Below are 15,250 nucleotides of genomic sequence, written 5' to 3' on the forward strand. Positions count from 1 at the left end.
CTAATCGGCTTGGGTACTCAGTTCAGGCACTGGTAGCGTTTGTCGTTGAGCAATAGATCGATGGTGGCCTGGCCCTGGTCGCGACCGAGATCCACCGTGGCGTGCACCTGGAAGCGCAGCTGCAAGGGGTCGCTGCCGCGCGGCAGCGACTCCACCTCCACCTGCCGCACGCGCGGCTCGAAGCGCTCGATGCACTGACGAATGGCGCGCTGGATGTTGCGCTCCAGGTCGAGCACGCCGATGGTCGCGTCGTTGAAGTCGAGGAGCCCCAGCTCCGGGGCACATTCGCTGTGCCCCGGGTGGCTGTTGAGCAGATCGACCAGATGGCGCTTGATGGACTCGACGATCTCGGCAAGGCTCGCCTCGGCGCCGCTGGCTTCCGGTCGCTCGGGAGTCGCCAGACGCTCGAACAGCCGGTTGCCGAGCACGCCGCCACGGTGGATCATCATGGCCGCGTCCTCCCCTTACTCCTTGTCCAGACGGCCCACCAGTGACAGCTCGAAGTTGGCGCCCATGTACTTGAAGTGCGGGCGCACCGCCATGGAGACCTGATACCAGCCCGGATCGCCCTCGACATCGGAGACCTGGATCGAGGCGGCGCGCAGCGGACGACGACTGCGCACTTCGGCCGGCGGGTTCTCCTGGTCGGCGACGTACTGGCGAATCCACACGTTGAGCTCGCGCTCGAGATCCTGACGCTCCTTCCAGGAGCCGATCTGCTCGCGCTGCAGCACTTTGATGTAGTGAGCCAGGCGGTTGATGATGAACATGTAGGGCAGCTGGGTGCCGAGCTTGTAGTTGGTCTCGGCGGCCTTGCCCTCGGGGGTGTTGGGGAAGACCTTGGGCTTCTGCACCGAGTTGGCCGAGAAGAAGGCGGCGTTGTCGCTGCCCTTGCGCATGGTCAGCGAGATGAAGCCCTCTTCGGCCATCTCGAACTCACGGCGGTCGGTGACCAGCACCTCGGTGGGAATCTTGGCCTGCAGCTGGCCCAGCGCCTCGTAGGTGTGTACCGGCAGATTCTCCACCGCACCGCCGCTCTGCGGGCCGATGATGTTGGGGCACCAGCGGTACTTGGCGAAGCTGTCGGTGAGGCGCTCGGCGAGCAGGTAGGCGGTGTTGCCCCAAAGGTAATGCTCGTGGCTCTCGCTGACCGTCTCGCGGTAGTGGAAGGTCTTGACCGGGTTCTCCACCGGGTCGTAGGGCATGCGCAGCAGGAAGCGCGGCGCGGTGAGCCCCAGGTAGCGGGCATCCTCGGACTCGCGCAGGCTGCGCCAGCGGGCGTACTTGGGCCCCTCGAAGATCGCCTTGAAGTCCTTGATGTTGGGCAGCTCCTGGAAGCTGTCGATGCCGAAGAAGCTCGGCGCCACCGAGGACAGGAACGGTGCGTGGGCCATGGCGCCCACCGCAGCGGTGAACTGCAGCAGCTTGATGTCGGGGGTCGAGGGCGAGAAGTCGTAGTTGCCGATGATGGCGCCTACCGGCTCACCGCCGAACTGACCGTACTCGGCCGCATACACGTGCTGGTAGAGCCCGCTCTGGCTGAGCTCCGGCGCGAACTCGAAGTCCTCCAGCAGCTCCTCCTTGGTGGCGTGCAGCAGGTCGAGCTTGATGTTCTGGCGGAAGTCGGTGCGATCGACCAGCAGCTTGAGCCCGCGCCAGGCCGATTCGATCTGCTGGAAGCCGCGGTCGTGCAGGATCTCGTCGACCTGACTGCCGATCTTGCGGTCGAGCTCGACGATCATGCGGTCCACCACCGCCTTGTTGACCTGCGGTGCCGCATCGTCGCTGCGCAGCAGCTCGGCAATGAAGGCGGCCACGCCCTGCTTGGCGATGTCGTAACCGTCCTCGGACGGCGCCAGGCGGGTCTGCGCCATCACCTGATCGAGAAGGGAACCCTCGGCCTGGGCCTCGGCGGCCTGCCCCTGCGTCTGTGCCATTTCGCTCATTGTACGTGCCTCGAATCTTTTGCCTGGCCGGGAACGTCATGCGCATGTCGGCGCGCTCCCGGAATGCCTCAGTGACGCTGGAGCCTCAGCTCTCGGCGTCGTCGCGAGTGTCCAGCAGCTCGAGTTCGGCGAGCAGCTGCGTGCGCGCTTCGTCGCTCTCCATCAGCTTCTGCAGCTGGTCACGGAACGCCGGCACGTTGCCCAGCGGCCCCTTGAGCGCCACCAGCGCCTCGCGCAGCTCAACCAGCTTGCGCAGCTCGGGCACCTGGCGTGCCACGCTGTCGGGGGTGAAGTCCTCAAGCGACTTGAATTCGAGATTGACCGCCAGGTCGCCGGCGTCCTCGCCCTCCTCGAGACGGTTGGGCACGCTGGCCGTCAGGCTGAGACCGGCCTCGCGCATTACCGACTTGAAGTTGTTCTTGTCCACCGAGAGCTTTTCGCGCGCCTCGATCGGCGTGGCCTCGGCACCGCCCTTGAAGTCGCCTACCACCAGCAGCTTGAGCGGCAGTTCGGTTTCCGCCTGCTGGTCGCCGGTAGCCGGCACGTACTTGATGTTGATGCGCTCTTTCGGCGCAACGGTTCCTTCCTTCGCCATTGGAGAAGCCCCCTGATGGACCGCCTTGTTTGGAATCGCAACAGCTGAATCGGTACAGCTGCGTCGACAACGCACCACGCCCTGTCCGCATCAACCCACCCTCAGGTAGGCAGATGCGGTCAGCATTTCAGGTGAGAAACGTTATCGCCCTTGCTCGTGAGGCGAGAGAGTAATCAGGCTTGGGTCATGTGCCAAACGGCGGGGTCGGCCGGCTGGCGGTTACAACTGAGATACGGAGTGTCGTTTCGGCTTACACACAATCCGCCACAACACCCGTGGTGACGCGGATCGTTCCCGGACGCAGGCCACTGCTGACAAGAGGGGGTGGTAATGGACTACAAAGACTGTAGGAAATCGCTTACACGAATATAAGAAATATAGGGCAAATAGATACGCCATTCGCTTCACCTCGAAGTACGATGGATGACGCTGGCGGTACGAGAAGAGCCAGTAGCCCGCAAACGAATCGACCGGGCAAGCGCCCGGCCGATTCGTTTTTCCGCATCAAGTTCTCACCCCAGGCGGGCGCGAATCGCCGCTTCGATACCGGTAGCATCGAGACCACACTCGGTCAACAGTTCGGCGGGCTTGCCGTGCTCGACGAAGGCGTCGGGCAGGCCCAGGTTGAGCAGCGCAGCCTGCACGCCCTCGGCGGCAAGCAGCTCGTTCACGCCGCTGCCGGCACCGCCGGCTACCGCATTCTCCTCCAGGGTGACCAGCAGCTTGTGGTCGGCGGCAGCGGCCAGAATCGCCTCGCGATCGAGCGGCTTCACCGAGCGCATGTTGAGGTGGGTGGCATCGAGGGATGCGGCGACCTCGGCGGCCGGACCGTTGAGGCTGCCGAAAGCGAGCAAGGCGACCCGCTTGCCGAGCTCGGCGCCGCTCTCGCGGCGCAGCTCGGCCTTGCCGATCGCCAACGGCTCGAGGTGCGTCGGAATCGCCACACCCGGCCCGCTGCCACGGGGGTAGCGTACCGCGGCGGGGCCCGGGTAGTGGTAAGCAGCGCTGAGCATGGCGCGACACTCGGCCTCGTCGGCCGGTGCCAGGATCACCATGCCGGGCACGCAGCGCAGGTAGGAGAGATCCATGCTGCCGTGGTGGGTGGGGCCGTCTTCACCCACCAGGCCGGCGCGGTCGATGGCGAAGGTGACGTCGAGCTCCTGCACCGCCACGTCGTGGATCAGCTGATCGTAGCCACGCTGCAGGAAGGTGGAGTAGATCGCCACCACCGGCTTCGCCCCTTCACAGGCCATGCCGGCAGCCAGCGTCACCGCGTGCTGCTCGGCGATGGCCACGTCGTAGTAGCGGTCGGGATACTCCTTCGAGAAGCGGATCAGATCGGAGCCCTCGCGCATCGCCGGGGTGATGCCGATCAAGCGCTTGTCCACCGCCGCCATGTCGCACAGCCACTCGCCGAAGACATTGCAGTACTTGGGTTTTTTTCTTGCGGGCACCACCGGCGCACTGCTGGGCGCATCGCCATTCTTCTCCAGCTTGGTGATGGCGTGATAGCCGATGGGATCGGCCTCGGCGGGCAGGAAACCGCGTCCCTTGCGGGTCTTCACGTGCAGGAACTGGGGCCCGTCCAGGTCGCGAATGTTGCGCAGGGTCTGGATCAGGGTCGGCAGATCGTGGCCGTCGAGCGGGCCGATGTAGTTGAAGCCCATCTCCTCGAACAGCGTGGCCGGGCTGACCATGCCCTTCATGTGCTCCTCGGTGCGTCGCGCCAGCTCCAGCGCTCCCGGCAGGTGCGACAGCACCCGCTTGCCCTCTTCGCGGATGGCAAGGTAGGGCTTGCTGGAGAGAATGCCGGCCAGGTAGCTGGCAATGCCGCCGACGTTCTCGGAGATCGACATCTCGTTGTCGTTGAGCACCACCAGCAGGTTGGCGTCGAGGTGACCGGCGTGGGCCAGCGCCTCGAAGGCCATGCCGGCGGTCAGGGCTCCATCGCCGATCACCGCGCAGACGCGACGCTTGTCGCCGCGGGTGGCAGCGGCCAGGGCCATGCCCAGCGCCGCCGAGATCGAGGTGCTGGAGTGGCCTACGCCGAAGGTGTCGTAGGGTGATTCGGCGCGCCGCGGAAACGCCGCCAGGCCGCCATACTGGCGGATGGTCGGCATGGTCTCGCGCCGGCCGGTGAGGATCTTGTGCGGGTAGGCCTGATGGCCGACGTCCCACACCAGGCGGTCGTGGGGCGTCTCCAGGGCGTGGTGCAGCGCCACGGTGAGCTCCACCACCCCCAGGCCGGCGCCGAAGTGACCGCCGCTGCGGCCCACGCTGTAGAGCAGGTAAGCGCGCAGTTCGTCGGCCACCTGCAATAGTTGGGCACTGCTCATGGCGCGTAGTGCCGCCGGGGTGTTAAGCGAATCGAGCAGCGGGGTTACCGGGCGCTCGACAGGGATTACGTCGTAGAGCTTCATTGCGATTCGGTCGTCCTGGCTGTCATGCCGTATGGCGGCTAGTGGTCGCGCTCGATCATGTAGCGGGCCAGTTGGGCCAGCGGGTCGCCCGCCTCGCCCAGCGGCGCCAGTGCCGCCAGCGCTTCGTCGGTCAGCTCTTGGGCCCGGCGACGAGCGCCTTCCAGCCCCAGCAGGGCCGGGTAGGTCGGCTTGTCGCGGGCGGCATCGGCGCCCGATGCCTTGCCCAGGGTTTGGGTGTCGCCGATGACGTCGAGAACGTCGTCATGTATCTGAAAGGCCAGACCGAGCGCCTCGGCGTAGCGATCCAGCGCCGCCACACGAGGATCCTGTTCGGGTACGGCCGTCAGCGCCCCCATACGCACCGCGGCGCAGATCAGCGCGCCGGTCTTGTGGGCGTGCATGGTGGCGAGTGCCTCGACGTCAGGGTGGCCGCCAACGGCCGCCAGGTCCAATGCCTGTCCGCCCACCATGCCATCCCGACCCGCGGCGACGGCCAGCGTGAGGATCAGTGCCGGCAGGCGCGGATGCGCAGCACGGGCGAGTACTTCGAAAGCCAGGCTCTGCAGCGCATCGCCGGCAAGTATCGCCGTGGCCTCGTCGAAGGCACGGTGCACCGTAGGCTGCCCCCGGCGCAGATCGTCGTCGTCCATGGCCGGCAGGTCGTCATGTACCAGCGAGTAGGCATGGATCAGCTCGACGGCAGCGGCAGGCGCATCGAGCGCCTCGTCGCTGGCCCCGAGCGAGCGTCCGGCCAGGTAGACCAGCAGCGGGCGCAGGCGCTTGCCACCCACCAGCAGCGCGTGGCGCATGGCGGCCTCCAGGCGCGGAGTCGGCGGCTGGCGCTGCTCGAAGGCGCGCGCCAGGAAGGCATCGACCCGAGCACGATCGACCGCCAGGGTGGCGGAAAGAGAGTCAGTGCTCACTGTCGTCCTCCGCGCTCGGGCCGGCGAAGGGTTCGAAGTCGATGCCGCCGTCGGGACCCTCGACCAGGGTGCGCACGCGCAGCTCGGCCTCGTCGAGTCGACGCTGGGCATTGCGGGTCAGGCGTACGCCCTGCTCGAAGGCGGCAAGCGAGCCCTCCAGCGTCAGCTCGCCCGACTCCAGCTGCTCCACCAGCTGCTCCAGTCGCTCCACGGCAGCGGCGAAATCGACCTCGCCTTCATCGCCCGCCGTCTCGCCTGTCGCTTGCTTGTCACGCTCGGCCATGACACCTCTATTGGTCACCGCTGTTTTCAGGTGGCACAGTATACACGCACAGCCCTATACGCACTGCCCCAGGGGGCGTCTGCCCGCGCCGAGTCACGTGCAGCGCGCTCATCTTCGCGACGCAGCATTTTCATCTTGACGCATGTCGGTTGTGTTAACATGAGCGCCCTGTTCCCAGCCTGAACACCGGATGGCACCACGCCGTTTCGGCACCCACCGGTCTTCCAGCACAGCACGCGGCGTACCACGAAGGGGTTGATTCGACCATGGCCAAAACGTCCCTGGACAAGAGCAAGATCAAGATCCTGCTGCTCGAGGGCGTCCACCAGAGCGCGGTGGACAATTTTCTGAATGCCGGTTACACCAACATCGAGCATCTACCCACCTCGCTCGACGAGGCGGCGCTGGTAGAGAAGGTGCGTGATGCGCATTTCCTCGGCATTCGCTCACGCACTCAGCTCACCGAGCGCGTGTTCGCCGCTGCCGAGAAGCTCAATGCCGTGGGCTGCTTCTGCATCGGCACCAACCAGGTCGACCTCAATGCCGCCCTGATACGTGGTATTCCGGTATTCAACGCCCCCTATTCCAACACCCGCTCGGTGGCGGAGCTGGTGCTGGCCGAGGCCATCATGCTGCTGCGCGGCATCCCCGAGAAGAACGCTCGCGCCCATCAGGGTGGCTGGCTGAAGAGCGCCAAGAACTCCCACGAGGCCCGCGGCAAGACCCTGGGCATCGTCGGTTACGGCAACATCGGCGCCCAGCTCTCGGTGCTGGCCGAGTCGCTCGGCTTCAACGTCATTTTCTACGACGTGGTGACCAAGCTCGGCATGGGTAACGCCAACCAGGTGGCCAGCCTCGAGGAGCTGCTGGCGCGTGCCGACGTGGTCAGCCTGCACGTGCCCGAGCTGCCCTCCACCAAGTGGATGATCGGCAAGGAACAGCTGGCGCTGATGAAGCCCAGCGGCATCCTGATCAACGCCTCCCGCGGCAGCGTGGTGGTGATCGAGGACCTGGCCGAGGCGCTCCAGGCCGGCCGTCTCTACGGTGCCGCCATCGACGTCTTCCCGGTGGAGCCCAAGGGCAACGACGAGGAGTTCGTCAGCCCGCTGCGCGGCATCCCCAATGTGATCCTCACGCCCCACGTCGGCGGCTCGACGCTGGAGGCCCAGGAGAACATCGGCATCGAGGTTTCCGAGAAGCTGATCACCTACTCCGACAACGGCACCACCGTCACCGCGGTGAACTTCCCCGAAGTGGCACTGCCGGCCCACCCGGACAAGCATCGCGTGCTACACATCCACGACAACGTGCCGGGCGTGCTCTCCGAGATCAACCGGGTGCTCTCCGAGAGCGGCATCAACATCTCCGGGCAGTACCTGCAGACCAACGACAAGGTCGGCTACGTGGTCATCGACGTGGACAAGGCCTACGGCGAACAGGCGCTGGAGGCATTGCGCAAGGTCGATCACACTCTGCGTGTACGGGTGCTCTACTCCGAGACCAACTACGAGGAGTGAGCAAGCGGCTCACCGCAATCAGACCGCCGCGCCTAGCGCGGCGGTCTGCGTTAAAGACGCTGAATGTCGATGACGTAGCCGATGATCGGATAGCCGGCCTGCTTAGCCGCCTTCTCGGCTTCCAACTGGGCTTCGAGCTTGGAAATACTGGTGGAACGGTGCTCGAAGACGGTATCGGTCTCCAGCTTGCGCGTCCTCACCGCAAGCCGGACCAGGTGTCCGGTCTTGTAGGACTGGGCGGACTGCTCGGCTGCCCCCGCCCTGGCGCTGCTCTTCTTCTTGCCACGTCCCTTGTGTCCGCTCGCCTTGCCGATCGGCAGATCGCGGGACGGCGACGGCTCGTGGCCGGGCTTCATGAAGGCATCGATCTCGCGCTTGATACTCTGCTCGAACTCGCTCAGTTCGTCGCTCATTCGTCCTCCAATGACAGATGTTCGCGCCCCGGTTGGAACATATCAGAACCGCTCCTCAAAAAATGCTAACCCAGGTTATGCGAGGTTGGGCGCTTGGTTAGACGCGCAGCCCTGTGGTTAGACGCGCAGCCCCTTGCTGTGCTAATCATTTCTTTTCAAAACGTATATTGCCGCCTTCACAAGGAAAAGTGCATGCCGACTAGCGCCGCCTACCTGATCGTAGTGCTGGTGTGGGCCACCACGCCACTGGCCATCAAGTGGAGCGCCGAGGCGGGGGCGCCCGTAGGCAGCGTGCTGTTGCGCATGGCGATCGCCTTCCTGGCGGGGTTGCTGGTGCTGGTGGTCCTGCGCAGCGGATTACGCAGGGACCGGCGCGCCATGACAAGCTACGCGGCAGCGGTTCCCGGAGTATTCGGGGCCATGGCCCTGAGCTATCACGCCTCGATGACGCTGCCCTCCGGCATGATGTCGGTGATCTTCGGCATGGCACCGCTGATCTCGGGGCTGATCCTGCAGCTGCTGCCCGGCGCCGTGAAGCTGCGTCGCTGGCACTGGTTCGGCTGTACGCTTGGCCTGGCAGGGCTGGGCGTGGTGTTCGCCGACAGCCTGGTGCTGGGCAGCGATCAGCTGCCGGCCCTGCTGATGATGGTCCTTGCCGTGACCCTGTTCAGCGGCAGCGGCATCGCCGTGCAGCGGGTGGCGGCCGGGCTCGGCCCACTGGAGCAGACCCTGGGCGCCCTGGCTCTGAGCCTGCCGTGTTTCTTCATCCTGTGGCTGGCCAGCGGCGAACCCATGGCGATACCGCTCAGTACACGCGGCCTGTGGTCGGTATTCTATCTGGCACTGTTCGGCTCGCTGCTGGGCTTCCTCTGTTATTTTCTGATCCTGTCGCGGCTCTCGGCCGCTAGCGTGGCGCTCGTCACCTTGATCACCCCGGTGCTGGCGCTGGGCCTGGGCATGACGCTCAATCAGGAACAGCCATCGTCCTCCATGCTGGCGGGAGCGGTGCTGATTCTGGTGGCGCTCGGCGCCTACCTGTTCGGCGACCGCCTGGCTCGGCTGAAGGCCGAGCGTGAGGTCACGCCCTCCTGAGCGCGCCTAGAAGCAGGTCTGCATCACCTCGACCACTTCCAGCCGCTCATCGACGCGGCAAATCCGCCGCCACTTGTCGAAGGTCAGACAGGGATGTGATGCGCCGAAGGCGACGATGTCGCCGACCCGCACCCTGCCGTTGCCCACCTCGGGCTCATCTTCGTCCTGAGGCAGATGCACGAAGGCGTGCTGATCCATCAGCTTGGTCACGCGCCACCCCGCCACCGAAAGCGTGCGCCCCGGTCGCTCGTCGCCTTCGCGGTAGCGGCGCAACGGTTCTGGCAGCTGGTCGTGACCGATATCGCGCTTGCCCATGCCGACGATGGCCAGCCCCGGCTCCGGCAGCGACACTACCTGGGCGAACACTTCGAGCGCCGGCTTGAGCCCGCGCTCGAGCTCCGGCCGGCGCTTCAGAATGTCATGCTGAGCCTGACGATAGATGCCGTGGTCGTGCACCACGTAGCAGCCAGGGCGCAGCACCGGCACGAACTGCTTGCCCAGGTGCGCCTCGCGGAACACCTCGGCGATCATGTCATACCAGGCCGAGCCGGATGCGGTGATCAGCGGCTGGGGACTCTCGATCAGGGCGTCCTTGTCCAGCGCCTGGGCCGCTTCCACCAGCTGCCAGGCGTAGGCGCGCACGGCACGCTCGGGGTCGTTGCCATGCACTACGCCCTCGTAGCCTTCGAGCCCGCACAGCACCAGCGCCTGCTCGCTGTCGATGCGCTCGGCGAGCGCCATCACTTCGTCGGTATCGCGGCAGCCGCAGCGTCCGCCCGGTATGCCCAGCTCGATCAGCACCTGGAGGCGCAGACCGCGGGCAGTAAAGTAGCGCGCCAGCTGGTCGGCGTTCGCGACGCTGTCGACCACGCAGTAGAAGTCGACACCCGCTTCGATGAGCTCGGCGACGATGGCCATGTTGGCTTCGCCGACGAGCTGGTTGGCCATCAGCAGACGGTTGACACCATGACGGAAGGCCGCCCGACACTGCGGCGCGGTAGCCAGGGTGATGCCCCAGGCACCGGCGGCAAGCTGACGCTGGAACAGCTCGGGGCACATGGTGGTCTTGCCGTGCGGGGCCAGCCGCGCGCCGTGGTCTTGGCAAAAACGCTGCATCCAGGCCAGGTTGTGGGCCAGCGCCGGCTCGTGGATCACCGCCGCCGGCAGGCTGACGCCCGACAGCAGGCTGGTCCCGACTTCCGGCATGCCTTTGTGCTGGGTCTCGAGGTCGGAAAACGTGTCGTTCATGCTTCACTCTCGCTGGGTGGACGCAGGAAGCGCGGCACACCCTCTTTGGTCGCAGAGGTATCGAAATGTGCACGTGTCAGGCTAGTCTGGTGCAGGGCACGTTGCTACAGGATACGACAATGACTACTACCGTCGACGAGCGCCCGGTGATTCGTCGCGACCACCGCGGTGTCGCCACCCTCACGCTGAACCGTCCACACCAGTTCAATGCGCTGTCCGAGGCTCTGCTCAAGGCCCTGGGCAGCGAGCTTTCCCGCCTGGCCAACGATGGTTCGGTGCGCTGTGTGGTCATCGCCGCCGAGGGGCGCGCCTTCTGCGCCGGGCACGACCTCAAGGAGATGCGCGCCACTCCGGACAAGGCCTATTACCAGGCGCTGTTCGCCCAGTGCGGCGAGGTGATGCAGCGCATCGTCGAGCTGCCGGTACCGGTGATTGCTCGGGTACAGGGCCTGGCCACCGCCGCCGGCTGCCAGCTGGTGGCCAGCTGCGACCTGGCGGTGGCGGCCAGGTCGGCGCGTTTCGCGGTATCGGGCATCAACGTCGGGCTGTTCTGCTCGACTCCTGCTGTGGCGCTGTCGCGCAATATCGGCCGCAAGCGCGCCATGGAGATGCTGTTCACCGGCGAGTTCATCGATGCCGAGCAGGCGCTCGACTGGGGGCTGATCAATCGCGTCGCCGACGACGAGGCACTGGACGAGGTGCTCGAAGCGCTCACCGCCAGCCTGTGCGCCAAGAGCGCCGTGGCTCTGCGCACCGGCAAGGCCCTGTTCCAGCGTCAGCTGCAGATGCCGCTGCGCGAGGCCTACGCGCTGGCCGGCGAGACCATGGCCTGCAACATGATGGCCGAGGACGTCGCCGAGGGCATCGATGCCTTTATCGAGAAACGCTCGCCCCAGTGGCGCCATCGCTAGCCGCCCCGCCCTGCGAAAGAAGAGTGGAAGCCATTTCCGCAATCGAGACAAGCTCGCGCCGAGCGGGTATCCTGTTGCAGGCCTTGCGGCCCAGGTCAATGCAGAGGATATACGCAGGTGAGTGAAGTCAAACGCAGAACGGCGGGGCGCCCGCCCGGCCCTGGCAAAAGCGCCAGCGGCCATAGTCAGTCGCTGGTGCGCGGCCTCAATCTGCTCGAGCGCCTGGCGGCCACACCGGGCGGCCTGGCACTCTCGGAGCTGGCGGAGATGGTCGACCTGGCCCCCTCCACCACGCACCGCCTGCTGCAGGCGCTGCAGGGGCAGGGCTTCATCACCCAGGACGCCGCGCTCGGCGTATGGAAGATCGACGTCAAGACCTTCCGCATCGGCAACAGCTTTCTCGAAGCGCGCGACTTCGTCGCCGCCAGCCGCCCCTTCCTGCGCCGCCTCACCGCCCAGACCGGCGAAACCGCCAACCTGGGCATCCGTGACGGCGCCACGGCGGTGTTCCTGGCCCAGAGCGAGTCGCCGCAGATGATGCGCATGATCACCCGGCTCGGCTCCCGCGCGCCGCTGCACGCCTCCGGAGTGGGCAAGGCGCTGATGGCCTGGCTGCCCGACGACGAGTTCGAGCGGGTGCTGGCCGAGCGCGGCCTGGCGCGAGTCACCGAGAATACCCTGCATACCCCCGAGACGCTGCGTGCCAATCTGGCTCAAGCTCGCCGGCAGGGATTCGCCTGCGACCGCGAGGAGCATGCCATCGGCCTGCACTGCGTGGCCGCCTGCCTGCACGATGAACACGGTGCTCCACTGGCAGCGATCTCGGTATCGGGTCCGGTGGCACGCATCCCCGAGTCGCGGCTGCCCGAGCTGGGTAAGCTGGTGCGTGAAACCGCCGCTGAGATCACGGCCCGCCTGGGCGGGCGGGTGCCCAGCCCCGACGAGACAGCAGCAGAAGCATGAAACTGCGCCTGGTGGTGGCCAGCTTGCTCCTCGGCTTCAGCGCCGCTGCCTGGGGAAATGCCAACACCGGTTACGATGCCAGTCTTGAAGGATGGGTCGTCGACTCGAAGCAGCAACTGGTGTGGATGCGCTGCAGCCTGGGCCAGGAGTATCGGGAAGGACGCTGTCTAGGCGAAGCCGAACGCTTCAACTGGAGCGAGGCACAGGCCCGCATCGATACTCTGGCAAGCGCCGAGTGCCCCTGGCGGCTACCGCGCTTTCACGAACTGCGCGGTCTCATGCAGCCATCGAACGAGGCTACGGGGTCGGTCCCCATGGCGATCGACCTCGAGTATTTCCCCGATACCCCGCAGGGCTGGTACTGGAACGAGGTCAGTGCCGGTGGCCATTCTCAGCAGGACTGCTTCGTCGACTTCGGCGGAGAGGGGCGCACCCGCTGCAACATGGGCGGTCAGTTCTACCTGCGGCCGGTAATGGCGCTGGAAAGCGCCGCCGCCCACTGCCCGGCGCCCTAGGCGACCTGTCAGCCCTTCTCGCCGATCCGCTCCAGCTGCCGCTCGAGCTTGCGCATCACGTTGAGCAGGTCGCGGTACTCACCGGCGGTGAGCGTCGCGACCAGCTCCGCCTCCCAGGCCTGAGCCTCGGGGATCAGCTTGGTCAACAGCTTGCGCCCGGCAGCGGTAAGGTGCAGGTCCTGCTGACGTTGATCCTCGGGCGCCGGCGTGCGGCTGATCAGCCCGCGCTCCTCCAGCCCTTGAATCGCCCGCGACACGCGGGCCTTGTCCATGTAGGTGTAGGCGCAGATCTTCTTGGCCGTCAGCTCGTCGCAATGACTGAGCCAGGCCAGTATCCGCCACTGGGCGATATTGAGCTGGTAGCGCTCCTCGTAGAGCTCGGCCAGCGCCTGGCTGATGCGATCGGCCAGGCTGTTGAGCCGGTAGGGCAGGAACTGGTTGAGGTCCAACTCTTGCTTGGTCGGCGGCCCGGCCAGGTCCTCGTCGCCCTCCATGGCGAGACCGGCCTGGCGTTCTTCTTCTGTATTCATCTCGAGACTCCTCACCCGCACTTGGCAGCAATCAATAGAGCAGTTGCGGCAGGAACAGCACGATACCCGGGAACACCAGCACCAGCAACGCGCGCGCCATGCCGGCCACCCAGAACGGCGTCACGCCGCGGAAGATCGTGCCCGTGCTTACGTCCGGCAGCACCGCCCGCAGCACGAACACGTTCATCCCCACCGGTGGCGTGATCAGGCTGATCTCGATCACGATCACCACCAGGATGCCGAACCACACCAGGTCGAAGCCGAGCCCCGCCACCACCGGGAAGAACACCGGCACGGTGAGCAGCAGCATCGACATGCTCTCGAACACGCAGCCGAGCAGCACGTAGATGGCCAGTATCACCAGAATGACCATGAACGGGGCGATGTTGAGTCCGTTGACGAAGGCCAGCAGGTCGTTGGGCAGCCCGGCACGGTTGATGAAGTTGGCAAAGATCAGCGCGGTGAGCACCACGGCGAACAGCATGGCGGTGGTGCGCACGGTGTCCATCAGCACGTTCATCAGCACCTGCGGGGTGAGCGCCCGGCGCAGCAGGGCGATGATGAAGGCGCCCATGGCGCCAATGCCCGCCGCCTCGGTGGGGGTGAACACGCCAAGGTAGATGCCGCCGATCACCAGCACGAACAGGGCCAGGGTGCTGCCGACGCTCTTGAGCGCCTGGAAGCGCTCGGGCCACGGTACCTTCTCGCCGGCGGGGCCGGCATCCGGGTCGCGCCACAGCACCCATTTCACCGCGACCAGGTAGAGGATGATGCCCAGTATGCCGGGAATGAAGCCGGCGGCGAACAGCTCGCGGATGCTGGTTTCGGTGAGAATGCCGTAGATCACCAGCATCACGCTGGGGGGAATCAGGATGCCCAGGGTGCCGCCGGCGGCGATGGAGGCCGAGGCCAGAGTGTCCTTGTAGCCGTACTTGCGCATCTGCGGCATGGCGACCCGGCCCATGGTGGCGGCGGTGGCCAGGCTTGAGCCGCAGATGGCGCTGAAGCCGCCGCAGGCGACGATGGTGGCCATCGCCTGACCGCCCTTGCGGTGGCCGAGGAAGCCGTTGGAGGCGCGAAACAGCGCATCGGAAAGCCCGGCATGGGAGACCAGGTTGCCCATCAGGATGAACAGCGGGATCACCGACAGGCCGTAGTCCATGGCGGTGTCCACCACCCGCCGCGCGGCCATGGCTTCGGCGGCGTTCCAGTTGCCGGTGAGGAAGTAGAAGCCGGCAAAGCCGACGATGCCCATGGCAAACGCCAGGGGGACCCGCAGAAAAGCCAGCAGCAGCAGGGCGGCGAACCCATACAGTGCTTCAGTCATGAACGCCTCCCTTGCCTTTCTCGGGGCTGAGCGGGCCGCCGCGTGCGAGCACGCCCACGCCTTCCAGCAGGTAGCCGATGGCGCGCAGCAGCGTCAGCACGGCCGAGACGGCCAGCATGATCGAGATGAGATAGATGAGATAGCCGTTGGGGATACGCAGAAACTCGGTCACGTCGCCCCACTCCATGGCACGCTCGGCCAGCGCCCAGATGCGGCGTGCCATGATCCACAGCGCCCCGGTGACGATCAGGTTGACCAGCACCTGGCGGATCCAGATCAGGCGCGCGGGAAACACGCTGTCGAGCAGATCGACGCTGACGTGCTCCTCGCGCCAGCACACCACCGGCAGCGACAGGAACACCAGCGCGGCCAGCATCAGCTGGGTCAGCTCGACGGTGCCGAGAATCGGTGAGTTGAAGAAGTAGCGTCCGGTCACGTCTGCCGTGGTCAGCAGCATCATGGCGAAGAGGGTGGCACCAGCCACCCCCTCCAGCGTCAGCTGCATGACACGGCCGACCCGTAACCAGAGCGTGGTCGAGGTCGGCATGCTCAAGCCTCCAGAAATGT

The 15,250-nt window shown here is 65.9% G+C and carries 16 protein-coding genes; 5 read left to right on the forward strand and 11 right to left on the reverse strand.

The window, feature by feature from the left end; all coding sequences use genetic code 11:
* Positions 1-17: 17 nt before the first annotated feature.
* From tssE to HOP53_RS17990, 6 genes are all read right to left on the reverse strand, one after another.
* Positions 18-449, reverse strand: coding sequence for a type VI secretion system baseplate subunit TssE (gene tssE / locus HOP53_RS17965; protein ID WP_234271276.1), 432 nt, complete (start codon positions 447-449; stop codon positions 18-20).
* 15 nt (positions 450-464) lie between these two features.
* Positions 465-1,946 carry a type VI secretion system contractile sheath large subunit gene (tssC, locus tag HOP53_RS17970; protein ID WP_086510635.1) on the reverse strand — a complete coding sequence of 494 codons (1,482 nt, stop codon included), beginning with the start codon at positions 1,944-1,946 and terminating at the stop codon, positions 465-467.
* An 85-nt stretch (positions 1,947-2,031) separates the two neighbouring features.
* Positions 2,032-2,541: a type VI secretion system contractile sheath small subunit gene (gene tssB / locus HOP53_RS17975; RefSeq protein WP_234271277.1), complete on the reverse strand. Its 510-nt coding sequence runs from the start codon at positions 2,539-2,541 to the stop codon at positions 2,032-2,034.
* 512 nt (positions 2,542-3,053) lie between these two features.
* Complete coding sequence (dxs, locus tag HOP53_RS17980; RefSeq protein WP_234271278.1) at positions 3,054-4,961, reverse strand: 1-deoxy-D-xylulose-5-phosphate synthase; 1,908 nt, start codon at positions 4,959-4,961, stop codon at positions 3,054-3,056.
* Between the two features lie 38 nt (positions 4,962-4,999).
* The gene (gene ispA, locus HOP53_RS17985; protein ID WP_234271279.1) at positions 5,000-5,884 is read right to left on the reverse strand and encodes a (2E,6E)-farnesyl diphosphate synthase; all 885 of its coding nucleotides are present in this window, start codon (positions 5,882-5,884) and stop codon (positions 5,000-5,002) included.
* On the reverse strand, positions 5,874-6,167 hold the full coding sequence (locus HOP53_RS17990; protein ID WP_234271280.1) for an exodeoxyribonuclease VII small subunit: 294 nt from the start codon (positions 6,165-6,167) through the stop codon (positions 5,874-5,876). Before HOP53_RS17990 ends, ispA begins: the two co-directional genes overlap by 11 nt.
* Before the next feature lie 266 nt (positions 6,168-6,433).
* Between HOP53_RS17990 and serA the strand changes: the two genes are divergently transcribed.
* Positions 6,434-7,684 carry a phosphoglycerate dehydrogenase gene (serA, locus tag HOP53_RS17995; RefSeq protein WP_234271281.1) on the forward strand — a complete coding sequence of 417 codons (1,251 nt, stop codon included), beginning with the start codon at positions 6,434-6,436 and terminating at the stop codon, positions 7,682-7,684.
* Between the two features lie 50 nt (positions 7,685-7,734).
* Here serA and HOP53_RS18000 read toward each other — a convergent pair whose 3' ends face one another.
* Positions 7,735-8,097 carry a hypothetical protein gene (locus tag HOP53_RS18000; protein ID WP_234271282.1) on the reverse strand — a complete coding sequence of 121 codons (363 nt, stop codon included), beginning with the start codon at positions 8,095-8,097 and terminating at the stop codon, positions 7,735-7,737.
* 192 nt (positions 8,098-8,289) lie between these two features.
* Here HOP53_RS18000 and HOP53_RS18005 point away from each other — a divergent pair, with 192 nt between their 5' ends.
* Positions 8,290-9,189: a DMT family transporter gene (locus tag HOP53_RS18005; protein WP_234271283.1), complete on the forward strand. Its 900-nt coding sequence runs from the start codon at positions 8,290-8,292 to the stop codon at positions 9,187-9,189.
* 6 nt (positions 9,190-9,195) lie between these two features.
* Here the strand turns inward: HOP53_RS18005 and HOP53_RS18010 are convergent, their stop codons facing one another.
* Positions 9,196-10,437, reverse strand: coding sequence for an amino acid deaminase (locus tag HOP53_RS18010; protein ID WP_234271284.1), 1,242 nt, complete (start codon positions 10,435-10,437; stop codon positions 9,196-9,198).
* 119 nt (positions 10,438-10,556) lie between these two features.
* On the opposite strand from HOP53_RS18010, the gene HOP53_RS18015 reads away from it, so the two are divergent.
* The 3 genes from HOP53_RS18015 to HOP53_RS18025 all read left to right on the forward strand — a co-directional run bounded on the left by HOP53_RS18015 (position 10,557) and on the right by HOP53_RS18025 (position 12,826).
* A complete protein-coding gene (locus HOP53_RS18015) occupies positions 10,557-11,348 on the forward strand; it encodes an enoyl-CoA hydratase (protein ID WP_234271285.1) in 792 nt (263 codons plus the stop codon).
* Positions 11,349-11,465: 117 nt separating this feature from the next.
* On the forward strand, positions 11,466-12,311 hold the full coding sequence (locus tag HOP53_RS18020; RefSeq protein WP_234271286.1) for an IclR family transcriptional regulator: 846 nt from the start codon (positions 11,466-11,468) through the stop codon (positions 12,309-12,311).
* On the forward strand, positions 12,308-12,826 hold the full coding sequence (locus tag HOP53_RS18025; protein WP_234271287.1) for an Lcl C-terminal domain-containing protein: 519 nt from the start codon (positions 12,308-12,310) through the stop codon (positions 12,824-12,826). The genes HOP53_RS18020 and HOP53_RS18025 overlap by 4 nt, the downstream gene beginning before the upstream one ends.
* An 8-nt stretch (positions 12,827-12,834) precedes the next feature.
* Here the strand turns inward: HOP53_RS18025 and HOP53_RS18030 are convergent, their stop codons facing one another.
* The 3 genes from HOP53_RS18030 to HOP53_RS18040 form a co-directional block, all read right to left on the reverse strand.
* On the reverse strand, positions 12,835-13,320 hold the full coding sequence (locus tag HOP53_RS18030) for a MarR family winged helix-turn-helix transcriptional regulator (protein WP_234271583.1): 486 nt from the start codon (positions 13,318-13,320) through the stop codon (positions 12,835-12,837).
* Between the two features lie 67 nt (positions 13,321-13,387).
* Positions 13,388-14,683: a TRAP transporter large permease gene (locus HOP53_RS18035; protein ID WP_103969941.1), complete on the reverse strand. Its 1,296-nt coding sequence runs from the start codon at positions 14,681-14,683 to the stop codon at positions 13,388-13,390.
* Positions 14,676-15,230, reverse strand: a complete 555-nt coding sequence (locus tag HOP53_RS18040) for a TRAP transporter small permease (RefSeq protein WP_234271288.1) — start codon at positions 15,228-15,230, stop codon at positions 14,676-14,678. Before HOP53_RS18040 ends, HOP53_RS18035 begins: the two co-directional genes overlap by 8 nt.
* Positions 15,231-15,250 lie beyond the last annotated feature (20 nt).

The organism is Billgrantia ethanolica (assembly GCF_021404305.1).
Classification (GTDB): domain Bacteria; phylum Pseudomonadota; class Gammaproteobacteria; order Pseudomonadales; family Halomonadaceae; genus Halomonas; species Halomonas ethanolica.

Bases quoted from the DNA above. Each gene is read 5' to 3' on its own strand.
- dxs (WP_234271278.1), bottom strand. From the start codon at position 4,961: ATGAAGCTCTACGACGTAATCCCTGTCGAGCGCCCGGTAACCCCGCTG.
- HOP53_RS18025 (WP_234271287.1), top strand. From the start codon at position 12,308: ATGAAACTGCGCCTGGTGGTGGCCAGCTTGCTCCTCGGCTTCAGCGCC.
- HOP53_RS18010 (WP_234271284.1), bottom strand. From the start codon at position 10,437: ATGAACGACACGTTTTCCGACCTCGAGACCCAGCACAAAGGCATGCCG.
- HOP53_RS18035 (WP_103969941.1), bottom strand. From the start codon at position 14,683: ATGACTGAAGCACTGTATGGGTTCGCCGCCCTGCTGCTGCTGGCTTTT.
- tssC (WP_086510635.1), bottom strand. From the start codon at position 1,946: ATGAGCGAAATGGCACAGACGCAGGGGCAGGCCGCCGAGGCCCAGGCC.
- HOP53_RS18015 (WP_234271285.1), top strand. From the start codon at position 10,557: ATGACTACTACCGTCGACGAGCGCCCGGTGATTCGTCGCGACCACCGC.
- HOP53_RS17990 (WP_234271280.1), bottom strand. From the start codon at position 6,167: ATGGCCGAGCGTGACAAGCAAGCGACAGGCGAGACGGCGGGCGATGAA.
- HOP53_RS18030 (WP_234271583.1), bottom strand. From the start codon at position 13,320: ATGGAGGGCGACGAGGACCTGGCCGGGCCGCCGACCAAGCAAGAGTTG.
- HOP53_RS18000 (WP_234271282.1), bottom strand. From the start codon at position 8,097: ATGAGCGACGAACTGAGCGAGTTCGAGCAGAGTATCAAGCGCGAGATC.
- serA (WP_234271281.1), top strand. From the start codon at position 6,434: ATGGCCAAAACGTCCCTGGACAAGAGCAAGATCAAGATCCTGCTGCTC.
- HOP53_RS18005 (WP_234271283.1), top strand. From the start codon at position 8,290: ATGCCGACTAGCGCCGCCTACCTGATCGTAGTGCTGGTGTGGGCCACC.
- tssE (WP_234271276.1), bottom strand. From the start codon at position 449: ATGATGATCCACCGTGGCGGCGTGCTCGGCAACCGGCTGTTCGAGCGT.
- tssB (WP_234271277.1), bottom strand. From the start codon at position 2,541: ATGGCGAAGGAAGGAACCGTTGCGCCGAAAGAGCGCATCAACATCAAG.
- HOP53_RS18040 (WP_234271288.1), bottom strand. From the start codon at position 15,230: ATGCCGACCTCGACCACGCTCTGGTTACGGGTCGGCCGTGTCATGCAG.